The following is an 18,566-nucleotide window of genomic DNA, read 5'->3' as shown; positions in this document are numbered from 1 at the left end:
GTCACGCTATGCTTCCAGGATGCATAACGGAGGAAGCCATGGCGACAGAGTTGACGGAGCGGCAGCGGTATTGGCTTGAGCACGTTCGCGCCAGCGAGCGGACGGCGGAACGTTGAAGGCGTATGCCGACGCTCAAGGGTTGGATGTTCAGGAGTTTTACAACCAGAAAAGCGAGCTGAGGCGCAAAGGGCTTTTGGATGCAGCGTTCGAGGCGGAGTCACGATTTGCGCGTTTGACGGTGGAGCCCGACGCCCTGCCGGAGCGCCGTTGTCGAATGGAATTGCCCAATGGCGTGACGCTGGATCTGCTGGAACCCGACTCTGCGCCAGGCTGGCGACAGCTGTTGCAAGCGGTGTGGTCGTTATCATGATGCGCCCGGCCAACGATCTGCCGGATGTCTATCTGTGTCGAGAACCGGTGGATTTTCGCAAAGGGATCGCCGGGCTGGCGGCGCTGGTGGAGGCGGAGTTGGGTCTCGATCCGCTGTCATCACGCCTCTTCGTATTCACCAACCGACGGCGCACCGGCGTGAAGATTCTCTATTGGGAGCGCAATGGCTTCTGTCTGTGGCAAAAGCGTCTGGAACAGGAGAGATTTCACTGGTTGCGCCGCACCGATGGCGTCGTTGGACGCATCAGCGGCCAGCAACTCAACTGGCTTCTGGACGGCTACGACATCACCCGGATAACGCCACATAAAACGCTGGAATATACCTGTGTTTCATAGAGTTGTAGGAGCGCTTGCGGTATAATATCGGGCATGGATAAGCTGCTAAACGATCTGCCTGAAAGCCCCGAAGAGCTGCGTGAAATGCTCGCTGTCCTGCTTAAAGAGCGCGACTCTCTTCAGCAGCAGGTCGGCTCTCTCCAGCAGCGCGCCGACTCCCTTCAGGAGCAGGTGAATCTTCTCAAGGCGTGGCGCTTTGGCCGCCGCAGCGAGAAATTCAGCGACCATCCCAGCCTGTTCGATGAAGCGGAAATTGAGGCGCAAGCCGCGCCGGACGCCGATATCGCGGATGAAGATGGCGCCGATGAGACGGTCGCCGTTGCGGGACATGAGCGCAGCAAAGGCGGTCGCAAGCCGTTGCCCGCCCATCTGCCGCGCCGCGAGATCATCCATGATCTGCCCGCCGAGCAGAAAACCTGCGGCGTGGATGGTCATGCCCTGGTGGAGATCGGACGGGATGTCAGCGAGCAGTTGGAGATCATTCCGGCGCAGGTGACGGTGATTCGGCATGTCCGCTTGAAATATGGCTGCCCCCACTGCCACAGCGGCGTGGTGCGCGCAAACATGCCGCCGCAGCCGATCCCCAAGGCGCTGGCCACGGCATCGATGTTGGCGTTTGTAGCAGTCTCCAAGTATGCCGATGCGCTGCCGCTGTATCGGCAGCATACGATTCTGGCAAGATCGGGGATTGATCTACCCCGCAGCACGTTGGCCAACTGGATGATTCGCTGTGGTCAGCTGGTGCAGCCGCTAATCAATCTGTTGCGCGATCGGATGCTCGAAGGGGGCGTGATCCAGATGGATGAGACCCCGGTGCAGGTGCTGCGCGAGGACGGTAAGCCCGCCAGCAGCAAGTCGTACATGTGGGTTCAGCGCGGCGGCCCGCCTGGCGGCGCGGTGATTCTGTTCGACTACGACGCCACGCGCCAAGGCCGCGTGCCGAAGGAACTCTTGGCCGATTATAAGGGTTGGTTGCAGACCGATGGCTATAGCGGCTACTTGGCGATGGGCAAGGTGGCAGGCATTGAACATGTGGGGTGTTGGGCGCATGCGCGGCGGCTGTTCAGCGATGCGGCCAAGGCGGCGGGCGGGAAGAAAAGCGCCAAGGCCGATTACGCCATCAAGCTGATCGGCAAGCTCTACGCCATTGAGAAGCGGGTTCGGGACAAGCCGCCCGAGGAGCGCTATGCGGCGCGCCAAAGCGAGGCTCCGCCGATACTGGCCAAGTTAAGAGAGTGGCTAGACAAATGGTTGCCCGAGGCGGTTCCATCCATGGCGCTGGGCAAGGCGTTGGGCTATCTGTCCGAGCAGTGGCCGCGTCTGATCCGCTACATCGAGGATGGGCGTTTGGAGATCGACAACAATCTGTGCGAGAACGCCATTCGTCCCTTTACCCTGGGCCGCAAGAACTGGCTTTTCTCCAACACGGTGCGTGGCGTGAAGGCGTCGGCCAATCTCTACGGCCTGATCGAGACCGCCAAGGCCAACGGCCTGGAGCCATTCACCTATCTGCGGCATCTGTTCGAGAAGATACCGGCGGCGCAGACCGTAGCGGATTTCGAGGCGCTGCTGCCCTGGAGCCTCAATCCCGACATGACCCCGAAGGCCAAGCCTACCCTCTGACGCGGTTTACTGGACGCTTACTGAACATCCAACCCTTGAGCGTCGGCATACGCCTTCAACGTTCCGCCCGTCCGCTCGCTGGCGCGAACGTGCTCAAGCCAATACCGCTGCCGCTCCGTCAACTCTGTCGCCATGGCTTCCTCCGTTATGCATCCTGGAAGGCATAGCGTGACGGATCATTCCAGACAGGGGAACCCTGCGGTTTACGTGGCGCTTACTTTGTTTCTGCAGCGCGCTTTTGCCGTTTGCTTTGATTCAGTCGATAGCTTTCGCCGTTCATCTCCAGGATGTGGACATGATGGGTCAACCGATCCAGCAGGGCGCCGGTGAGGCGCTCGGAGCCGAAGACCTCCGTCCACTCCTCGAACGGCAGGTTGCTGGTCACCATCACTGAACCCTGCTCATAGCGCTGGCTGATCACCTCAAAGAGCAGCTCAGCCCCCGTTTTGGACGAGTGGGACGAAGCCCAATTCGTCGATGATCAACAGCTTGTGTTTACTCAACTGACTCTGGAAACGCTGCAGCTGCTTTTCGTCGCGCGCCTCCATCAACTGGTGTACCAGCGACGCGCAGTGGTGAAGCCAACCGCCAACCCCTGCTGACAGGCGGCCAGGCCCAATCCCAACGCAATATGGGTTTTCCCGGTTTCCGCTGTTGCCCAAGGCGATGATATTGGCCCGGCGCTGAATGTATTCGCAACGCGCCAGCTCCATCACCAGAACCTTGTTCAATGAGGGCATGGCCAGGAAATCAAAGGAGTCCAGGCTCTTGATGGTGGGAAACCGGGCTTGTTTGATACGTCGCTCCACCATGCGCCGCTCCCGCTCAATCAACTCCAGTTCGCTCAGTCGCAGCAGGTATCGGCTATGATCAACGCCTTCCGCCGGCACTGTTTGGCGATCTTTTCATATTCTCGATAAAATGTGGGCAGTTTGAGCGCTTTGAGGTGGTGCGCCAGGAGGATCTGCGGAGAGTCGTTCATCGCTGCTCTCCTGACGTCAACGCGGCGTAATCCCTGGCGGATGTACGCGCCACATGCACTTCGGGCAAAAAGGGATATCGGGACAGATCCAAACGGAGCGGACGTTGTTCAATGTGCCGGATCAGCAGATGTTTGACCGCCTCAAAGCCAATGGCGCCAACTTCAACGCCTGTTGCACGGCAAAATGGACCTGTTCAAAGGAGAACGTCTCCAATAGGCGCAGAACCTGAATATATTCCCGCTTGCCCTTTTTACCCAGGCGGGACTCCATCAGACGGCGCAAGGTGGCGAACTCATCTGGCAGTTCCCATCCTTGCAACGGGGCGGCTTGATCCAGCGCCCTGGGTTTCTCCTCCAGCAGCGCCAGATAGTGCAAGGGGTCATAGATGGCGTCCTCACGCGCATAGGAGCGTGGATGCCGGGCAATCACCTCAGCGCCACAGGCGATCACCACTTCGTGGATGTAGCCCCGCACCTGCACATCGTGAAAGCCATAACGCACCGGAACCGAATAGTCATTGGTTCGATAGCGCACCAGCGCCTGGGATGTGACCTTGGCGCTCACCTTCTCGCAAGCGTCGTAGGGAATTGGCGGCAGCGGCAGGAACGCCGCCTGGTCTGTGGAAAATCGTTCTCCGATACTCCGCTGACAGCTTCGCAATGTCTGTTGACGACGCTCCAGGCATTTCTGGCGCAGGTGAGCGTTGAGCGCATCAAACGATTCAAAGCGGGGAGCCGGGACCATGAAGTTGCGTCGGGCGTAGCCGACCAGCCCCTCGACCTTGCCTTTGTCGTTACCTCGCGCCGGGCGGCCAAAGCGGCTATCGAACAGGTAATGGGATTTGCAGCCGGATCATCTCTTCGGTCAGATCTCGGCGACCATCCCGGTAAACTTTGACCACGGCGATGCTGGTGTTGTCGTACAGAATGCTTTGGGGAACGCCGCCGAAGTGATCACAGGCGGCGTTATGCCCCGCACAAAACGCTTCCGTGGTTTCCGCGGGGAAGCCCATAACGAAGCTGTCGTCGCTGTAGGGCAGACTCATACAGAAAAAGTGGATCTTGCGCTCCACGCCGCCGATCACGCCGTGCGTTTGCCCAAAGTCCACCTGGGCGTGTCCGGGCGCATGGCTGAGGGGAACAAACTTCTCTTTCAGATGCAGACGCTTGCCGCGCACATACTCCTTGACCGCGCCATATTTCCCGTCGTAGCCGTATTCATCGCGCAGCCGTTCATATATCCGCTGCGCGGTGTGGCGCTCCTTCTTGATCTTCTCCAGATCGTTCTTGAGAATCTGATCTATGAACCCGGTGAACGGCCCCAGTTTGGGCAATCTGACCGGCTTGCTCCGCTGGTAGCCTGGCGGCTCAGGGTTCTCCATCATTTTGTCGCACCGTGCGCGGATCCAGCTCAAAGTACTCCGCCGCCTTGCGCTTGCTCATCCCGCCTCTGGTTACCGCCAAACGCACTTCTCTGTACATGCTCACTGAATACATCCTCCCACCCCCTGACCCGGAAACTCTATGACTGAGTTTTCTGAGTTAGAGAGCTTTTTCTGGTGTGGGATTTTTGGACCGCCATTTTTGGACGATCCAAGCTGTTTCAGTGATGCATTTTTGTTTCGGTTCAGTTGGAAAATGACAAACAAGCCGTTTATAATGTGTAGATAATAAGCGGAGGTTTGTATGGAACGGAAGAAGCGGAGATTTACGGCTGAGCAGAAGGTAGGCTATGTGCGCCGTCACCTGGTCGAGAAGGTGGTTCTCTCGGATCTGTGCGACGAGGCGGGCATTCAGCCCAGCCAGTACTATCGCTGGCAAAAGGCTTTGTTTGAGAACGGCGAAGCGGCCTTGTCTGACAAACGCGGCCAAAAGGCTTGTGACCGACAGATTGCCGAACTAGAAGCGAAGTTGGCAACCAAAAATGAAGTTATGTCTGAGCTTCTTGAGGCGCATGTTGCGCTAAAAAAAGTCTTGGGGTGAGCTGAACGGCTGCTGGGTGGAGCCGGACATACGGGATTCGGTGGTGAATTTCGTGGCGTTTTGGTCAGACAAGAGCGAAATCGACACGAGCCGAATTATCAACTGGATAGGCGTGCAAAGGGGCAAGTTCTATTCATGGCGCAAGCGCTATGGAATGGTTAATGACCACAATGGCCGTATTCCCCGAGATTTTTGGCTGGACGATTGGGAAAGGGAAGCGATTGTCGCCTTTTTCCATGAACATCCGTCAGAGGGCTATCGGCGCCTGACCTACATGATGCTGGATGCAGGCGTGGTGGCGGTCAGCCCCTCTTCAGTGCTGCGTGTGCTCAGAACTGCCGGGCTGATGCGTCGTTGGAGCCCATCGCCCTCGCAGAAGGGCACAGGGTTCAAACAGCCTTCGGAGCCGCATAAACACTGGCATGTGGACATCTCCTATCTGAATATCCAGGGGACGTTCTACTATCTGTGCAGTGTCCTGGATGGATGTAGCAGGTTTATCTGTTTCGGTTCAGTTGGAAAATGACAAACAATCGTTTATAATGTGTAGATATTGAGCGGAGGTTTGTATGGAACGGAAGAAGCGGAGATTTACGGCTGAGCAGAAGGTAGGCTATGTGCGCCGTCACCTGGTCGAGAAGGTGGTTCTCTCGGATCTGTGCGACGAGGCGGGCATTCAGCCCAGCCAGTACTATCGCTGGCAAAAGGCTTTGTTTGAGAACGGCGAAGCGGCCTTGTCTGACAAACGCGGCCAAAAGGCTTGTGACCGACAGATTGCCGAACTAGAAGCGAAGTTGGCAACCAAAATGAAGTTATGTCTGAGCTTCTTGAGGCGCATGTTGCGCTAAAAAAAAGTCTTGGGGTGAGCTGAACGGCTGCTGGGTGGAGCCGGACATACGGGATTCGGTGGTGAATTTCGTGGCGTTTTGGTCAGACAAGAGCGAAATCGACACGAGCCGAATTATCAACTGGATAGGCGTGCAAAGGGGCAAGTTCTATTCATGGCGCAAGCGCTATGGAATGGTTAATGACCACAATGGCCGTATTCCCCGAGATTTTTGGCTGGACGATTGGGAAAGGGAAGCGATTGTCGCCTTTTTCCATGAACATCCGTCAGAGGGCTATCGGCGCCTGACCTACATGATGCTGGATGCAGGCGTGGTGGCGGTCAGCCCCTCTTCAGTGCTGCGTGTGCTCAGAACTGCCGGGCTGATGCGTCGTTGGAGCCCATCGCCCTCGCAGAAGGGCACAGGGTTCAAACAGCCTTCGGAGCCGCATAAACACTGGCATGTGGACATCTCCTATCTGAATATCCAGGGGACGTTCTACTATCTGTGCAGTGTCCTGGATGGATGTAGCAGGTTTATCCTCCACTGGGAGATTCGTGAGTCGATGAAGGAAGATGAGGTTGAAGTGGTCCTGCTCCGAGCTCAGGAGGCCTATCCGGAAGCTAAGCCGCGGCTGATCTCAGACAATGGGCCGCAGTTCGTTGCCAACGATTTTAAGGCGTTCATCCGGGAATCCGGCATGACGCATGTGAGGACTTCGCCTTACTATCCGCAGAGCAACGGAAAACTGGAGCGTTTTCACGGTAGTTTGAAGCGTGAGTGCATTCGGCCTCAGACGCCATTATCGCTGGAAGATGCCCAACGGGTTGTGGGAAAGTACGTCGAGCATTACAACACCCGGCGGCTCCATAGCGCCATCGACTACGTCACCCCACAGGATCGCCTGGAAGGGCGGCATGTGCAGATCCTGGCCGAACGAGATGAAAAGCTTGAGGCGGCCAGAGAACGGCGTCGGACGACGCACCAAAAGCAGTCTTTTCAGCCATCCCAAAAAATGGCTGAAAAGGCGAACAGCTAACTGATATTTTGGTTTAGACGGTTGTCATGTTTCCGCTGAACCAGCACATTTTTACGGCGCCATTCTCAATGATCGTCATCGCCAATTCCCCACGGCGAAACGCGCCTTTGGATAGCATCCTCTCGATGGTCCCTGGTGGATATTTGTCCAACAGGGTAAAGCCGCACATGTACGAATAGCTGGACTCAAACAACTCCAACGCCATTCTCACCACATCGTTCTGGAACACACCATAGTTAAACATCGCGCACCATCCCCCAATAGCGGAGATACTTCTCGCATATCAGCCTCTCCTTCTCGGTGGCGCTGCCCAGATTACAGCCATTGGGCAGGGAAATTTTCACACTGATGATTTTTGCGCGCGCACGGCCCTTTTCAGGATGGAACTTCACGGACAGCGTGGCCTTGTGGATGCTGGGAGAAAAGTACTCCTGAGGGTTCTCTCGCAACCACGGATCCATATCTCTGAAAACCGTTTCATTGGTTTTCCGCGATGCTTCAAATGTCGCCTTCCGACCTTGATCCTTATCAGGACGGAACTGCACCAGCGTCAGTTTGATTGACTCAATACCATCGGCTGGCTCGGTGGGGAACTCCCTGGGCGTAATCAGGGACGTCAGATCATAGCAACGCAACGGAATGCGCTGATCGGAGAACTCCGTTTCCAACAACGTCTCGGCAAAAACACGCGCTACCGCCTCACGGTTTTCTCGCTTATCCGTAACCACCTCAATGACACCCGTGTCCGCCTCATAGGTAATGCTCATTTCCAACGCAGGACGCTGGAAATCACAGACCACGTCATCCCCTTCGAAAACCAGGGCGCTTTTTGGCAGTCCCTCGCGATAGGCCACCACCTGCACCAGGTGAAGAACGCGACCTTCGAGCGTCACACGCTCTCGTGGGTAAACCTCCACATGTACTTTCGCAGAACCAAATCGCTCGGCAATGCGCGCTTCAAATTGGCGGTGATGTTCAGGGGCGCTGCTGACGGCAATGTCGGTCGGCCCCATGAACCCTTCCCAGAACCGGCCCAGGCGGCGCGTATCGGCAAAATGGATCTCCTCTGCCCGCCGAAATGTCAGTTCATCATTCAGAAACAACCACAACGCCCGCGCATAGCCGTTGACCATCAACATCAGTGGCTCCCGGTCCTGGTCCGCCACTGCCGCAAGCATCGCATCCTGACCCGACTCGGTCGCCAACGCATTGATGCGTTCCGCATCCCGGCAAAATAGCGCCTGATGCTCGGCTCCAAGAGTCTGGCTCTCCTTGATCAGCGGAACGATAAGCTTCGCCCGCTCCTGTTCCCAGTCGACTCCCTCTCCAAGGGGAATCCCTGTGGCGTTCAAATAGGCCAGCAATCCCTCGACTGGCGTGTTTCTAATCAATCTCGCTACCATCATCATGATCCACCTCACCAAAAAAGAGAGTGTGCTTTCTTGTTGGGGATCATTCTACAACAGGTAGTAGCTCACCTAGTGATGCACTGGGCTGTTTTTTTTCACATCAATGCATTTTTTTTCACTCAAGTCCCCCCTGGGTGATATTGCGCAAGGGCCGATTGAAGCCTCTCCATGACGCGCATGCGAAGAGTGGCAGGCTCCAACACCTCGACTCCAGCGCCATGGCGCAAAATATCCATGATCAACTCGGTATCCTGGGCGTATGGGATGCGCAACACGTATCGTCCCTCTTTATCAAAGGTGCCCTGCTGCTGGCTATGCCATCGCTCATGCGCCACCCATCGCGCATTCTCAGGGGAAAAGCGTAGCACCGCCGTCTGAATCCTCTTGCCGGAAAAGATGCCGTATCCTGATTTCGTCAGTTCATCCAGATCTTCGCTGGAGACTTCGCGCGCTGGCTCACTCAAATTGACGGCATGACGCATGGCATCTACGGCAAAGCTGCGCACCGCGTCCCGCTCATGACACCACGCGTCCAGATACCAACTATCCCGATAGAACAGGAGTCGCTGCGGGGACACCTCGCGCTCCAGCCATTCGCCGCGTCCTCGACTGTGGTGATCAATGCGCAGGCGCGTGCGTGAAAAGAGGCCGGTGGCAATACTTTGGAATATCTTTGAGTCCGCCGCGCGCCCAGCAATGTGGATCACCCGGATGCGGTCGCCCACTTCATCACTATCGTGGCCACCGCTCTCCAGGAGAATGCGCAGGCGCGCTTTGAGCGGTTCGATCTGATTATTGAGTAACCCTGGCTGTAGATTGCTCAGCAGGTGCTCCATGGTCAGCAGAGCGTAGATCTCAGAGGAGTTAAACCAGACCCCAGGCAAGGAGAGCTTGGGCTCAGCGCCCTCCACCTCCCCATATCGGTACCCTCTGCCCTTACGGTCCCATACGATGGGCGCGTTGAGTCGATCGCGGAGGTATTCAATGTCGCGCTTGAATGTCGCGTTGGAGATATTGAGGGTCTCCAAAAACCTGTCGATATGGACGGGCCGCCCCTCAGAGAGCATCTGATCGATGCGGTAGAGTCGCTGCGTCCTGTCAACACCTCCTCCGGCCATTCTAACTCCCCTCCTACGCCATACTGCGCAGCAGCATATTTGTTTACCATACACCACCACAAGCGTTTGTTTACTCTAGATAAATTCGTTTTCCGAGTCTACGTTTGGTTGGCAAGCATACCAAAACGCAAACTCTGAAAAGAGAGCAAAACGCCACATGCCCACCGCCATCCACCCCGACCTGCTCAGCCCCGAAGAGCGCCTCGACGAGATTGCAGAAATTCTGGCGGCGGGATTCCTGCGTTTGACCGAGAAACGCCGTCTCCGTACTGCTCTGAATTCACAGCAGAATAGCCTGGACTCTGTTTCCACTCAGAGCCTTCATGGTGAGCATGAACAAACCGCTAACCATGGAGTAACACCATGACTGCCGAAGTGTTGAAGCGCGTCGCGGCGCTGCCGGAGAAGTCGCTCATCGACTTGAAAAAGATGTGGGTAGACCTGTTCCAAGAGGAGCCCCCTTCACGGCCCAACCGCGATTTCTACGTCAAACGCCTCGCCTACCGAATTCAGGAGCTTGCCTGGGGCGGGCTGTCAGAGACCACCCTCGCCCGCCTGGAGGCCCTGGCGGAAGATGACGCCATCACTCAGCGCCGCGCGGCGCCGCCCACTGGAGACATTCCGGTCAGCGGAACGCGCTTGGTGCGTGAATGGAAAGGCGTCGAGCACACCTGCACGGTTTTGGAGGACGGCTTTGAATACCAGAATCGCAAATACAAGAGCCTCTCTGCCGTCGCTCGCGCCATTACCGGCACGCGCTGGAACGGTTTGGTCTTTTTCGCTTTGAAGCCCGCGGGGAAATCCAAATGAGCAAAAAGCGCACCCCAAAAAAAATCCGCTGCGCCATCTACACCCGCAAATCCACCGAAGAAGGGTTGGACATGGAGTTCAACTCCCTCGATGCCCAACGCGAGGCTTGTGAAGCGTATATCGCCAGCCAGCAGCACGAGGGGTGGCTCCAGGTTCCAGACCGCTACGACGACGGTGGTTTCTCTGGCGGTAATATGGAACGCCCTGCCCTACAGCGCCTCCTACGAGACATTGAGGCTGGCCGGGTGGATTGCTGCGTGGTCTATAAGATCGACCGCCTCTCTCGTTCCCTGGTGGACTTCACCAAGATGGTGGAGCTGTTTGATCAGCGCCAAGTCACCTTCGTTTCCATCACCCAGTCCTTCAACACCACCACTTCCATGGGGAGACTGACCCTTAATGTGCTTTTGAGCTTCGCGCAGTTCGAGAGAGCGGTTTCATCTGAGAGAATCCGCGACAAGTTCTCCGCCAGCCGCAAAAAGGGCATGTGGATGGGTGGGCATCCGCCTCTGGGCTATGATGTCGCCAATCGGCGTCTGGTCATCAATGAAGCTGAGGCGGTCACCGTTCGCATGATCTTCGATCGCTTCATTCAGATCGGCTCCGCTACCGACCTAGCCAGAGAGCTCCGCGAGAATGGCCTCCGGACCAAATCCTGGACCTCCTCCAAGGGAACCTTTCATCCCGGTAAGCCATTCGACAAGAGCGCCATCTACCGCATCCTCAACTACCGCGTCTACATTGGCGACGTGGACTACAAGGGCGAGATCTATCCCGGCGAGCATGAGCCGATTGTAACACTTAGGCAGTGGGATCAGGCACAGTCAATTCTCCAGCAGAATACGCGCAAGCGCATCAGTCGCGCCCGGGCGCAGACGCCTTTCCCTCTCAAGGGCCTAATTCGCTGTGGCCACTGCCATCGGGCTATGACCACCAGCCATTCCCGCAAGCGCGGTCGCCTCTACCGCTATTACCTCTGCGGAACCGCCGCCAAGCAAAGCCATGCGGATTGCCCGGTGGGCAACATCTCCGCTGGTGAGATCGAGGAACTGGTCCTCTCTCAGCTACAGCGCATGGTCACCAGCCCGGAGTTGATCGCCAGAGCCTGGCGCTCCGCCAACGATCAGTCCGACTCGAAGCATAGTGAGAAGGACATCATCACCGCCATGCAGACTATCGAGCCTGTCTGGTCAGAGCTCTTCCCCGGAGAGCAGACCCGATTGATTCAGCTGCTTATCAGTCGCGTCGAAGTCCGCACCGATGGCGTCAAAATTCATCTGCGCGTCAACGGCCTCACAAGTCTTGCTGACGAACTCGCCAACCAGGAGGTAGCCGCATGAAACTGGAACTGAGCAAAGACCGCAGCACCATCATCGTCCACATCCCGGTCCAACTGCGGCGCAAAGGCGGACGCAAGCAACTTATCGCTCCTGACGGCTCAGATTGGCGACCGCCAGCCCCGCGTGTGGATGAGGCCATGGTGCGCGCTCTGGCGCGGGCTCACAAGTGGCGACGGCAGCTTGACTGCGGTGAAGTCGCCTCTGCACAGGACCTCGCCAAAACTGAAAACATAGACGGCTCCTATCTGGCGCGTGTGCTCCGGCTGACCCTACTCGCCCCCGAAATCATTGAGGCCATTCTGGATGGGCGGCAGCCCAAGGGTCTGTCTCTCGCTGATCTGATGAAGACGCTGCCGGTTGAGTGGGCTGGGCAGCGAGAGGTGTTGGGGGTCTGAATTGCTCTTTATGCAAAAGAAACAAAAAGCTCGTGCATCAAACATCCTTCGTGGAGTTCAACACCTTCAACCCCATCATGGTTTTTTGCATCACGCCTGCGCACTGGCAAGCCAAACATCATGTAAATTGCACATACTTAAAGCATAGATAGGACCACTGTACCCAGAAGGCAATTTGTGCTCTGAGACCGGTTCGTCCGCATTGGGATCAAACAACTTCTCATCGATAAATCCATAATGGGCGTCCAGCAGCACATGCTTAACGATATAGTGCTTAAATCCGAACATTTTGTGATTCGTCGTGATGATGACTCTTTTTTCGCCACCTATCATGGTTACTGATACCTCGGGCAAATGTCCTTCCACCTTGTTACGCCAACGCCCTGGATTCTCGGCGGTAAAATAGACTCCTCCAGCTTTTTCTGAACCGAAGTTCGCTCCAGAAGCCTTGGAGGGGCCTATCAGGAATCCAGCACCCACCAGTCCGCCCCATTGCATCAACATTCTACGTGACACCATCATACATCTCCTTGCAATCGACATGGCACCATCATCGTTCACATCCCGGTCCAACTGCGGCGCAAAGGCGGACACAAGCAACTCATCGCTCCTGACGGCTCGGATTAGCGACCGCCAGCCCCGCGTGTGGATGAGGCCATGGTGCGCGCTCTGGCGCGGACTCACAAGTGGCGGCGTCAGCTCGACTCCGGCGAAGTCGCCTCTGAACAGGACCTCGCCAAAACTGAAAACATAGACGGCTCCTACCTGGCCAGGGTACTCCGGCTGACCCTACTCGCCCCCGACATCACTGAGTCCATTCTGGATGGGCGGCAACCCAAGGGTCTGTCTCTCGCTGATCTGATGAAGACGCTGCCGGTTGAGTGGGCTGGGCAGCGGGAGGTGTTGGGGGTCTGAATAGTTGCCACGCAAAGCGATCGGCAATTTGTGATTCATTGCCCTATCCATTGAACCATGCCATAATAAAATATATTTGTGCAGCATTCCGATGCAGACACTTTATAAACTATGCACGTAATCTTCATTTCCACACGCTAAATTAGATCAAACCTCTTTTCCTCAGAAGCGGCTTATGAATCCCACATCAGAGACCCCTGTCATTGTCGCTGTAGGCGCGTCTGCCGGAGGGCTTGAAGCTCTTTCACAACTGGTTGCCACAATAGATGCTAGCTTACCCTATGCCTTTGTCATTCTACAGCATCTATCTCCCAACTACCGCAGCATGATGGTCGAGATTTTGAGCCGGGAAACGCAACTTGACGTTAAAGAGGCGGCTCAGGGTGATAAGGTTTTAGCGGGCATCGCGTACATTGTTCCAGCATACGCCAATGCCTCGATCAAGAACGGTCACCTACAACTGACTACCACGTCTCCTGACGTTGTCCCCAAGCCTTCGATCAACCAGTTTTTCATGTCCCTAGCGGGAGAAGAGCGTGAGCGCGCGGTTGGAATTCTACTCTCAGGAACTGGATCGGATGGCGTTTCTGGCCTCAGAGCAATTCAAATTGCTGGCGGCATAACCATAGCGCAACTTCCTGAAACAGCAAAATATGATGGCATGCCGCAAGCCGCCATCAATGAAGGCGTTGCGGATTACATTCTCCCCCCTGATAAGATCATCCAGAAAATCAATCACCTTCTTTCGTTCCCAGAACCTGAGGAACTGCTAGAAAGCCAGTTGATTCGTGATCTTCTGGTAAAGCTCAAACAACACATGAAGCAAGATTTCAGTGGCTACAAGACCAGCACACTGCTTCGTCGCGTACACCGCCGTATGGTTGCAACCGAAAACAAGGATCTGAAATCATACGTTGATTGGACAGATAATCATCCAGAAGAGTTTGAACTTCTTTCTCGTGATATTCTTATTTCTGTGACGTCATTTTTCCGGGATGTGACGGCATTTGACGCCTTAGCAATAATCATTCGTGATCTTTGTGATTCACGAGCGCCGGGCGCAGAATTCAGAGTCTGGGTCGCTGGCTGCGCAACAGGAGAAGAGGCCTACAGTATTGCAATCATGTTTTCCGAAGCTTTAGGTGATAAGCTTGGGCAATATCGTGTTCAAATTTTCGCCACTGATATTGACGAAGAGGCCATTAATATTGCAAGGCGCGGGATCTATCCTGCACAGAGCGTGCGCGGTATTGATGAAGCGCGGTTGCAGCGTTTTTTTCAATGCACTGGTAAAGAGTACGAGGTTAACAAGCTCTTGCGCGATATGATCATGTTTGCCCGTCACAACCTAGTCAGCGACCCGCCATTTTTGAAGCTCGATATTGTTTCTTGTCGCAACGTCATGATCTACTTCGACACACACCTTCAGGCTAAAGTACTGAGAACATTCCACTTTGGCCTCACACGAGATGGGTTTCTATTTCTCGGAAAATCAGAAAACATTAGCCAGGCAGAAGCTCATTTTTCACCACTTAAAAGGCGAGAAAGACTCTTCACAAAAGTTGGGGAGTCCCGCCCGGCGGAACACCACGAGCCAGCAATAGGCGCCAAGGGAACTTTTCAGCGTCGTGATCGCAAAACAGAATTGTTCCTGAACACGTTAGCTGATCATTTCCATGTCACCGCAGCACTGTGCGATACCCACGGTATCATTCAGCATACCGTGGGACATGTGGATCGTTTCTTATCTTTTCCTGTTGGAAGCACACGCTTGGTCATAAGCGATGTCGTCGTTGAGCCATTACAAGGTGAAATGCTAGCCTTGCTTCATCGATGTCAGAAGTCGAAGAAAAGGGTGTTTGGACGCAAACGGAGAATTGGCGATGAGCTTCTCCGCATCTGTATAGAGCCGGCATCTGATGGCGTTATTCCGATGTCCATCGTAATCTTTGAACCTGTATCTCAGCCGTCAGATGAACTCCACCCCGGCGCAATTCATGTTGACCCCGATGAAACGTTGGAAAGTGAGTTGGTCGCAACCCGAGAAAATATGCAGACCCTTGTTGAAGAGTTGGCGACCGCCAACGAGGAGATGCAAGCGTTAAACGAAGAGGCTCAAGCAGCCAACGAAGAGTTGCAAGCCACTAATGAAGAGTTGGAAGCTGCTAACGAGGAGCTTCAGGCCTCGAACCAGGAACTGGTCAGCGTCAACGAGGAACTCAATATAAAAAGTTTCGAACTCACCTCCTTGAATGCAGAGTATTCGCATCTTTACGATGCATTGGAGTTTCCTATCCTGGTGTTTGACCAGGAGGGGCTCCTGAGCCGGTATAACGCCGTTGCGGGACGGCGCTTTGACTTGCGTCCTTCATTGATAAGCCAGGCCGTCGCCGAGCTACGTCTTCCTGAAGCACTCCGTGATATAGAGTCACTGATAGATTCCGTCATCGCCGAGAGTGACCGTGCGTCCCGTATTTTGGAGATGGATCAAACGACGTATCACTTAATGGTGGCCCCAGGGTTTGACCATAATGGCGCTGTAGTCACCATCGTCATTACACTGGTCGATGTTTCTGAAGTTGTCGAAACAAAAGCTCGCTAAAAGAATCAGAAGCCAAGCTAGAAGTCCTGATGGAGAAAACCACGGTGCTCTTCGCCACGAAGAACGCCAATGGAGATTACGCGTATGCAAACAAGAGGTTCTTAGAAAGCTTTGGGCTGGAAGGAGAAGCGTATCAGGGTAAAAGCGACTTTTCTTTGCTGCAGGAAGCCATTGCTAAAGAGATGTGGGAATCCGATCTGAAAGCTTTGCGTCAGGGCGGAATAATTGAAAATGAAATTTTGCTTCAAAATGAAGCACGGCGTAGGCACATACGATGCAACCACCAATGTGTGAAAGATGAGACGGGTAAACCCATTGCTTTCATTGTTGAAGGAAAAGATGTAACTCTGAATAAAGAGGCTGAAGAAAAACTTCGCATTGCAGCGCGAGTTTTCAATCAAACTGGAGAAGCTATCATTGTGACTGACCCCTCCGGGATCATTCAAACCGTAAACTCTGCATTCACCGAAGTGACTGGTTTCAGCTTCTCTGAAGCCGTAGGTAAAGGAGCCAATATTCTCAAATCTGGCTGACATTCGAATGAGTTCTACGCTAACATGTGGCAGCAGTTGGCTGAGAATGGATCCTGGCAGGGGGAGATCTGGAACCGCAGAAAGAACGGTGAGATTTTTCCCGAGTGGCAGACAATCAATCGCGTTGAAGGGGAAGATGGGAAAACAGAGTTTTTTGTATCAATTTTTTCTGATATCAGCAGCATCAAGAACGCGCAGAGGAAAGCGGAGTATTTAGCAACCCACGATGTGCTCACTGGCTTGCCAAACCGAGCGCTATTTCAGGACCGCCTGCGCCATGCGCTGGCTCAGGGCCGACGTCAGAATTTAAAAGTTGCTCTTCTGTTTATCGACTTGGATAATTTTAAGACAATCAATGACACGCTTGGGCACGAATACGGAGATGAGGTTCTCAAACAAGCTTCTGTGCGTTTGAAAGAGGTGGTTAGAGACGTCGATACAGTAGCTCGCCTAGGTGGAGATGAATTCACTGTCATCATCACTGGCGGCGACGAAGAGTTGGCCGAACATGTTGCGGAACGTATTGTGGATGACCTCTCCGCCTCTTTCCAAGTGAAGCAACATAAACTTCACATCTCCGCCAGCATCGGCATTGCATTTTTCCCAGATGATGCACAAGATTCGGCCAGTTTGACTAAATCGGCCGATGTCGCCATGTATCGAGCCAAAGAGCAAGGCCGCAGTCGGGTTGAGTTTTTCCGCTCGGATCTGCATGTTCGACTTCTAAAACGCGCAGCTATTGAAGAAGCGCTCCGGAGTGCTATACCAGCCAAACGCTTACGCCTTGTATACCAGCCAAAATACAATTTAAACGAAGAGCCCGCCATGATCGGTGCAGAAGCGTTACTGAGGTGGCGAGATGCAGATATGGGGAATATCTCTCCCGCAGAATTCATTCCTATCGCTGAAGCTTGTGGGCTAATTCATGAGTTGGCCATGTTTGTGGAAGACATGTTAATTCAACAAGTCAAGGAGTGGCGACACAACAAACTTTCTCCACCGCCAATCGCTATGAATGTATCCCCTCGCCAGTTGAAAGAGCCCACCTTTGCTCAGAAGATCGTCAAAAAGATCAATGATGCTGATATACCACATAACCTCATACATTTAGAAATAACTGAGAATGCGTTACTAGATTCCAATGATGCAGTTCGTTCCAATTTAGAATTCTTAGCAAAGAGTGGGATTGAGCTGTCTTTAGATGATTTTGGAACTGGATACTCTTCTTTAAGTCGAATTAAGAGCCTTCCAATTAAGGAGTTGAAGGTTGACAAATCTTTTGTCGATGGGTTGGGTGAAAATCCAGAGGATGAAGCCATTGCTCTAACAGTTCTCAGCTTAACGACGGCTCTAGGATTACGCAGCGTTGCAGAGGGGGTAGAAAACCATAAACAGCTTGATTGGCTACGCCAGCATGGATGTGAAACTGTCCAGGGCTATTTGCTACAACGTCCTTTAGAATCTGATCACTTTGAAGATCTTCTGGCAAAGAATGGATAAGCGTTATGGACTCTCATTCTATACCGCGGGGATTTTTGACTGAATGTGAAAGCGAACAGCTTCACCTCTCAGGCGCTATTCAAGGTCATGGCTGCCTTCTTGTCACAGGCGCAAATGAAACCATAACCCATGTATCTTCAAATATTTCTTCTTTTCTAAACCTTGATCCAAAGTCGGTTCTGAATTGTGAGCTTAGTCAGGTTCTGCGCTTGCCTGAATCACGTCCAAAGATAGATTCTGGCAACAGATTGCTGACCGATGCATATCACGAGCCTTCAAATACGCAGCTTTCTGCACAGTTGGTGAGAGGGGCAGATGAGAGCTTAATGGTTGAACTATATCATCCTAGCCTTCAATCCGCATCATCGGCACCGATACGACATCATGACTTTGCAAAGAATCAGCCACATACACCTGAAGAGCTTTTGATTGAGGAGCAGTCTGTCATTTCTTACGTGATGTCGCTCTCCGGATTTCAAAGAGTTCTCTATTATGCTTTCCGTGAAGATCATGATGGAGAGGTGCGGGCTGAGTGCCGACAAGAAGACGCTTATGGCAGCTACCTTGGATTGCGTTTCCCTGCCAGTGACATTCCACACATTGCACGAGTTCTATACAAACAAAATCCATGGCGTTCAATTCCTGATTCTCAGGAAGCGTCTGTGCCGATTATTTCTCTTCATGATCTGAAGCCCGACTTGACATGGACTGACCTGCGCAGCGTCTCTCCTATACACCAAGTTTACCTGGCAAATATGGGGGTT

Annotated in this window: 21 protein-coding genes and 4 pseudogenes; 17 read left to right on the top strand and 8 right to left on the bottom strand. The window is 53.9% G+C overall.

Going from position 1 to position 18,566, the window contains the following annotated elements; genetic code table 11:
* Nucleotides 1–100: 100 nt before the first annotated feature.
* The 3 genes and pseudogenes from MAIT1_RS00265 to tnpC all read left to right on the top strand — a co-directional run.
* Nucleotides 101–370, top strand: a pseudogene (locus MAIT1_RS00265) (hypothetical protein); the annotation flags it as partial.
* Nucleotides 367–726, top strand: coding sequence for an IS66 family insertion sequence element accessory protein TnpB (tnpB, locus tag MAIT1_RS00260; protein WP_085440025.1), 360 nt, complete (start codon nucleotides 367–369; stop codon nucleotides 724–726). The pseudogene MAIT1_RS00265 and the gene tnpB, both read left to right, overlap by 4 nt.
* 33 nt (nucleotides 727–759) lie before the next feature.
* Complete coding sequence (gene tnpC / locus MAIT1_RS00255; RefSeq protein ID WP_085440024.1) at nucleotides 760–2,349, top strand: IS66 family transposase; 1,590 nt, start codon at nucleotides 760–762, stop codon at nucleotides 2,347–2,349.
* 214 nt (nucleotides 2,350–2,563) lie between these two features.
* Here tnpC and MAIT1_RS22395 read toward each other — a convergent pair whose 3' ends face one another.
* The 4 genes and pseudogenes from MAIT1_RS22395 to istA all read right to left on the bottom strand — a co-directional run bounded on the left by MAIT1_RS22395 (nucleotide 2,564) and on the right by istA (nucleotide 4,828).
* A complete protein-coding gene (locus MAIT1_RS22395) occupies nucleotides 2,564–2,770 on the bottom strand; it encodes an ATP-binding protein (RefSeq protein WP_275531613.1) in 207 nt (68 codons plus the stop codon).
* A gap of 13 nt (nucleotides 2,771–2,783) precedes the next feature.
* A complete protein-coding gene (locus MAIT1_RS22390; protein WP_275531612.1) occupies nucleotides 2,784–3,239 on the bottom strand; it encodes an ATP-binding protein in 456 nt (151 codons plus the stop codon).
* The gene (locus MAIT1_RS22150; RefSeq protein ID WP_241893378.1) at nucleotides 3,194–3,331 is read right to left on the bottom strand and encodes a hypothetical protein; all 138 of its coding nucleotides are present in this window, start codon (nucleotides 3,329–3,331) and stop codon (nucleotides 3,194–3,196) included. Before MAIT1_RS22150 ends, MAIT1_RS22390 begins: the two co-directional genes overlap by 46 nt.
* A pseudogene (istA, locus tag MAIT1_RS00245) lies at nucleotides 3,328–4,828 on the bottom strand (IS21 family transposase). Before istA ends, MAIT1_RS22150 begins: the two are co-directional and overlap by 4 nt.
* Before the next feature lie 189 nt (nucleotides 4,829–5,017).
* Here istA and MAIT1_RS00240 point away from each other — a divergent pair.
* Genes MAIT1_RS00240 through MAIT1_RS00225 form a run of 4 tightly spaced genes read left to right on the top strand, consistent with a single transcriptional unit; the run spans nucleotide 5,018 to nucleotide 7,180 of the window.
* Nucleotides 5,018–5,314 (top strand): transposase, encoded by a 297-nt coding sequence (locus tag MAIT1_RS00240; RefSeq protein ID WP_085440023.1) that lies wholly within the window; start codon nucleotides 5,018–5,020, stop codon nucleotides 5,312–5,314.
* Nucleotides 5,315–5,330: 16 nt separating this feature from the next.
* On the top strand, nucleotides 5,331–5,840 hold the full coding sequence (locus MAIT1_RS00235) for an IS3 family transposase (protein ID WP_143814556.1): 510 nt from the start codon (nucleotides 5,331–5,333) through the stop codon (nucleotides 5,838–5,840).
* A gap of 43 nt (nucleotides 5,841–5,883) precedes the next feature.
* Nucleotides 5,884–6,162 (top strand): transposase, encoded by a 279-nt coding sequence (locus MAIT1_RS00230; protein WP_198947754.1) that lies wholly within the window; start codon nucleotides 5,884–5,886, stop codon nucleotides 6,160–6,162.
* 34 nt (nucleotides 6,163–6,196) lie between these two features.
* Nucleotides 6,197–7,180: an IS3 family transposase gene (locus tag MAIT1_RS00225; RefSeq protein WP_198947753.1), complete on the top strand. Its 984-nt coding sequence runs from the start codon at nucleotides 6,197–6,199 to the stop codon at nucleotides 7,178–7,180.
* Nucleotides 7,181–7,193: 13 nt separating this feature from the next.
* On the opposite strand, the gene MAIT1_RS00220 is transcribed toward MAIT1_RS00225, so the two are convergent.
* The 3 genes from MAIT1_RS00220 to MAIT1_RS00210 all read right to left on the bottom strand — a co-directional run bounded on the left by MAIT1_RS00220 (nucleotide 7,194) and on the right by MAIT1_RS00210 (nucleotide 9,707).
* Nucleotides 7,194–7,424, bottom strand: coding sequence for a hypothetical protein (locus MAIT1_RS00220; RefSeq protein WP_085440021.1), 231 nt, complete (start codon nucleotides 7,422–7,424; stop codon nucleotides 7,194–7,196).
* On the bottom strand, nucleotides 7,417–8,589 hold the full coding sequence (locus tag MAIT1_RS00215; protein ID WP_085440020.1) for a hypothetical protein: 1,173 nt from the start codon (nucleotides 8,587–8,589) through the stop codon (nucleotides 7,417–7,419). The genes MAIT1_RS00220 and MAIT1_RS00215 overlap by 8 nt, the downstream gene beginning before the upstream one ends.
* A 119-nt stretch (nucleotides 8,590–8,708) precedes the next feature.
* Nucleotides 8,709–9,707 (bottom strand): helix-turn-helix transcriptional regulator, encoded by a 999-nt coding sequence (locus tag MAIT1_RS00210; protein ID WP_085440019.1) that lies wholly within the window; start codon nucleotides 9,705–9,707, stop codon nucleotides 8,709–8,711.
* Nucleotides 9,708–9,864: 157 nt separating this feature from the next.
* On the opposite strand from MAIT1_RS00210, the gene MAIT1_RS00205 reads away from it, so the two are divergent.
* Genes MAIT1_RS00205 through MAIT1_RS00190 form a run of 4 tightly spaced genes read left to right on the top strand, consistent with a single transcriptional unit; the run spans nucleotide 9,865 to nucleotide 12,252 of the window.
* Nucleotides 9,865–10,074, top strand: a complete 210-nt coding sequence (locus tag MAIT1_RS00205; RefSeq protein WP_085440018.1) for a hypothetical protein — start codon at nucleotides 9,865–9,867, stop codon at nucleotides 10,072–10,074.
* Nucleotides 10,071–10,517: a DUF2924 domain-containing protein gene (locus MAIT1_RS00200; protein ID WP_085440017.1), complete on the top strand. Its 447-nt coding sequence runs from the start codon at nucleotides 10,071–10,073 to the stop codon at nucleotides 10,515–10,517. The genes MAIT1_RS00205 and MAIT1_RS00200 overlap by 4 nt, the downstream gene beginning before the upstream one ends.
* On the top strand, nucleotides 10,514–11,857 hold the full coding sequence (locus MAIT1_RS00195) for a recombinase family protein (RefSeq protein WP_085440016.1): 1,344 nt from the start codon (nucleotides 10,514–10,516) through the stop codon (nucleotides 11,855–11,857). Before MAIT1_RS00200 ends, MAIT1_RS00195 begins: the two co-directional genes overlap by 4 nt.
* A complete protein-coding gene (locus MAIT1_RS00190) occupies nucleotides 11,854–12,252 on the top strand; it encodes a hypothetical protein (protein ID WP_085440015.1) in 399 nt (132 codons plus the stop codon). The genes MAIT1_RS00195 and MAIT1_RS00190 overlap by 4 nt, the downstream gene beginning before the upstream one ends.
* Nucleotides 12,253–12,342: 90 nt before the next feature.
* Here MAIT1_RS00190 and MAIT1_RS00185 read toward each other — a convergent pair whose 3' ends face one another.
* Nucleotides 12,343–12,846 carry a hypothetical protein gene (locus MAIT1_RS00185; RefSeq protein ID WP_198947752.1) on the bottom strand — a complete coding sequence of 168 codons (504 nt, stop codon included), beginning with the start codon at nucleotides 12,844–12,846 and terminating at the stop codon, nucleotides 12,343–12,345.
* Nucleotides 12,847–12,909: 63 nt separating this feature from the next.
* Here MAIT1_RS00185 and MAIT1_RS00180 point away from each other — a divergent pair, with 63 nt between their 5' ends.
* The 6 genes and pseudogenes from MAIT1_RS00180 to MAIT1_RS21355 all read left to right on the top strand — a co-directional run.
* Complete coding sequence (locus MAIT1_RS00180; protein ID WP_198947751.1) at nucleotides 12,910–13,167, top strand: hypothetical protein; 258 nt, start codon at nucleotides 12,910–12,912, stop codon at nucleotides 13,165–13,167.
* Nucleotides 13,168–13,342: 175 nt separating this feature from the next.
* The gene (locus MAIT1_RS00175) at nucleotides 13,343–15,769 is read left to right on the top strand and encodes a CheR family methyltransferase (protein WP_085440014.1); all 2,427 of its coding nucleotides are present in this window, start codon (nucleotides 13,343–13,345) and stop codon (nucleotides 15,767–15,769) included.
* 11 nt (nucleotides 15,770–15,780) lie between these two features.
* A pseudogene (locus MAIT1_RS22385) lies at nucleotides 15,781–16,131 on the top strand (PAS domain-containing protein); the annotation flags it as partial.
* A complete protein-coding gene (locus tag MAIT1_RS22380) occupies nucleotides 16,117–16,302 on the top strand; it encodes a PAS domain S-box protein (RefSeq protein WP_275531614.1) in 186 nt (61 codons plus the stop codon). The pseudogene MAIT1_RS22385 and the gene MAIT1_RS22380, both read left to right, overlap by 15 nt.
* A 24-nt stretch (nucleotides 16,303–16,326) precedes the next feature.
* The gene (locus MAIT1_RS00165) at nucleotides 16,327–17,802 is read left to right on the top strand and encodes a putative bifunctional diguanylate cyclase/phosphodiesterase (protein ID WP_085440012.1); all 1,476 of its coding nucleotides are present in this window, start codon (nucleotides 16,327–16,329) and stop codon (nucleotides 17,800–17,802) included.
* A 5-nt stretch (nucleotides 17,803–17,807) separates the two neighbouring features.
* Nucleotides 17,808–18,566: pseudogene (locus tag MAIT1_RS21355) on the top strand (hypothetical protein); the annotation flags it as partial.

The sequence above is a fragment of the Magnetofaba australis IT-1 genome, assembly GCF_002109495.1.
GTDB classification, from domain to species: domain Bacteria; phylum Pseudomonadota; class Magnetococcia; order Magnetococcales; family Magnetococcaceae; genus Magnetofaba; species Magnetofaba australis.
This window is presented reverse-complemented; position numbering and strand designations above follow the sequence as displayed.

What these genes read in the sequence shown, in the direction of transcription:
- tnpB (WP_085440025.1), top strand. Translation starts at nt 367, where the DNA reads ATGATGCGCCCGGCCAACGATCTGCCGGATGTCTATCTGTGTCGAGAA.
- tnpC (WP_085440024.1), top strand. Translation starts at nt 760, where the DNA reads ATGGATAAGCTGCTAAACGATCTGCCTGAAAGCCCCGAAGAGCTGCGT.
- MAIT1_RS22150 (WP_241893378.1), bottom strand. Translation starts at nt 3,331, where the DNA reads ATGAACGACTCTCCGCAGATCCTCCTGGCGCACCACCTCAAAGCGCTC.
- MAIT1_RS00240 (WP_085440023.1), top strand. Translation starts at nt 5,018, where the DNA reads ATGGAACGGAAGAAGCGGAGATTTACGGCTGAGCAGAAGGTAGGCTAT.
- MAIT1_RS00230 (WP_198947754.1), top strand. Translation starts at nt 5,884, where the DNA reads ATGGAACGGAAGAAGCGGAGATTTACGGCTGAGCAGAAGGTAGGCTAT.
- MAIT1_RS00220 (WP_085440021.1), bottom strand. Translation starts at nt 7,424, where the DNA reads ATGTTTAACTATGGTGTGTTCCAGAACGATGTGGTGAGAATGGCGTTG.
- MAIT1_RS00215 (WP_085440020.1), bottom strand. Translation starts at nt 8,589, where the DNA reads ATGATGATGGTAGCGAGATTGATTAGAAACACGCCAGTCGAGGGATTG.
- MAIT1_RS00210 (WP_085440019.1), bottom strand. Translation starts at nt 9,707, where the DNA reads ATGGCCGGAGGAGGTGTTGACAGGACGCAGCGACTCTACCGCATCGAT.
- MAIT1_RS00205 (WP_085440018.1), top strand. Translation starts at nt 9,865, where the DNA reads ATGCCCACCGCCATCCACCCCGACCTGCTCAGCCCCGAAGAGCGCCTC.
- MAIT1_RS00200 (WP_085440017.1), top strand. Translation starts at nt 10,071, where the DNA reads ATGACTGCCGAAGTGTTGAAGCGCGTCGCGGCGCTGCCGGAGAAGTCG.
- MAIT1_RS00195 (WP_085440016.1), top strand. Translation starts at nt 10,514, where the DNA reads ATGAGCAAAAAGCGCACCCCAAAAAAAATCCGCTGCGCCATCTACACC.
- MAIT1_RS00190 (WP_085440015.1), top strand. Translation starts at nt 11,854, where the DNA reads ATGAAACTGGAACTGAGCAAAGACCGCAGCACCATCATCGTCCACATC.
- MAIT1_RS00180 (WP_198947751.1), top strand. Translation starts at nt 12,910, where the DNA reads ATGGTGCGCGCTCTGGCGCGGACTCACAAGTGGCGGCGTCAGCTCGAC.
- MAIT1_RS00175 (WP_085440014.1), top strand. Translation starts at nt 13,343, where the DNA reads ATGAATCCCACATCAGAGACCCCTGTCATTGTCGCTGTAGGCGCGTCT.
- MAIT1_RS00165 (WP_085440012.1), top strand. Translation starts at nt 16,327, where the DNA reads ATGTGGCAGCAGTTGGCTGAGAATGGATCCTGGCAGGGGGAGATCTGG.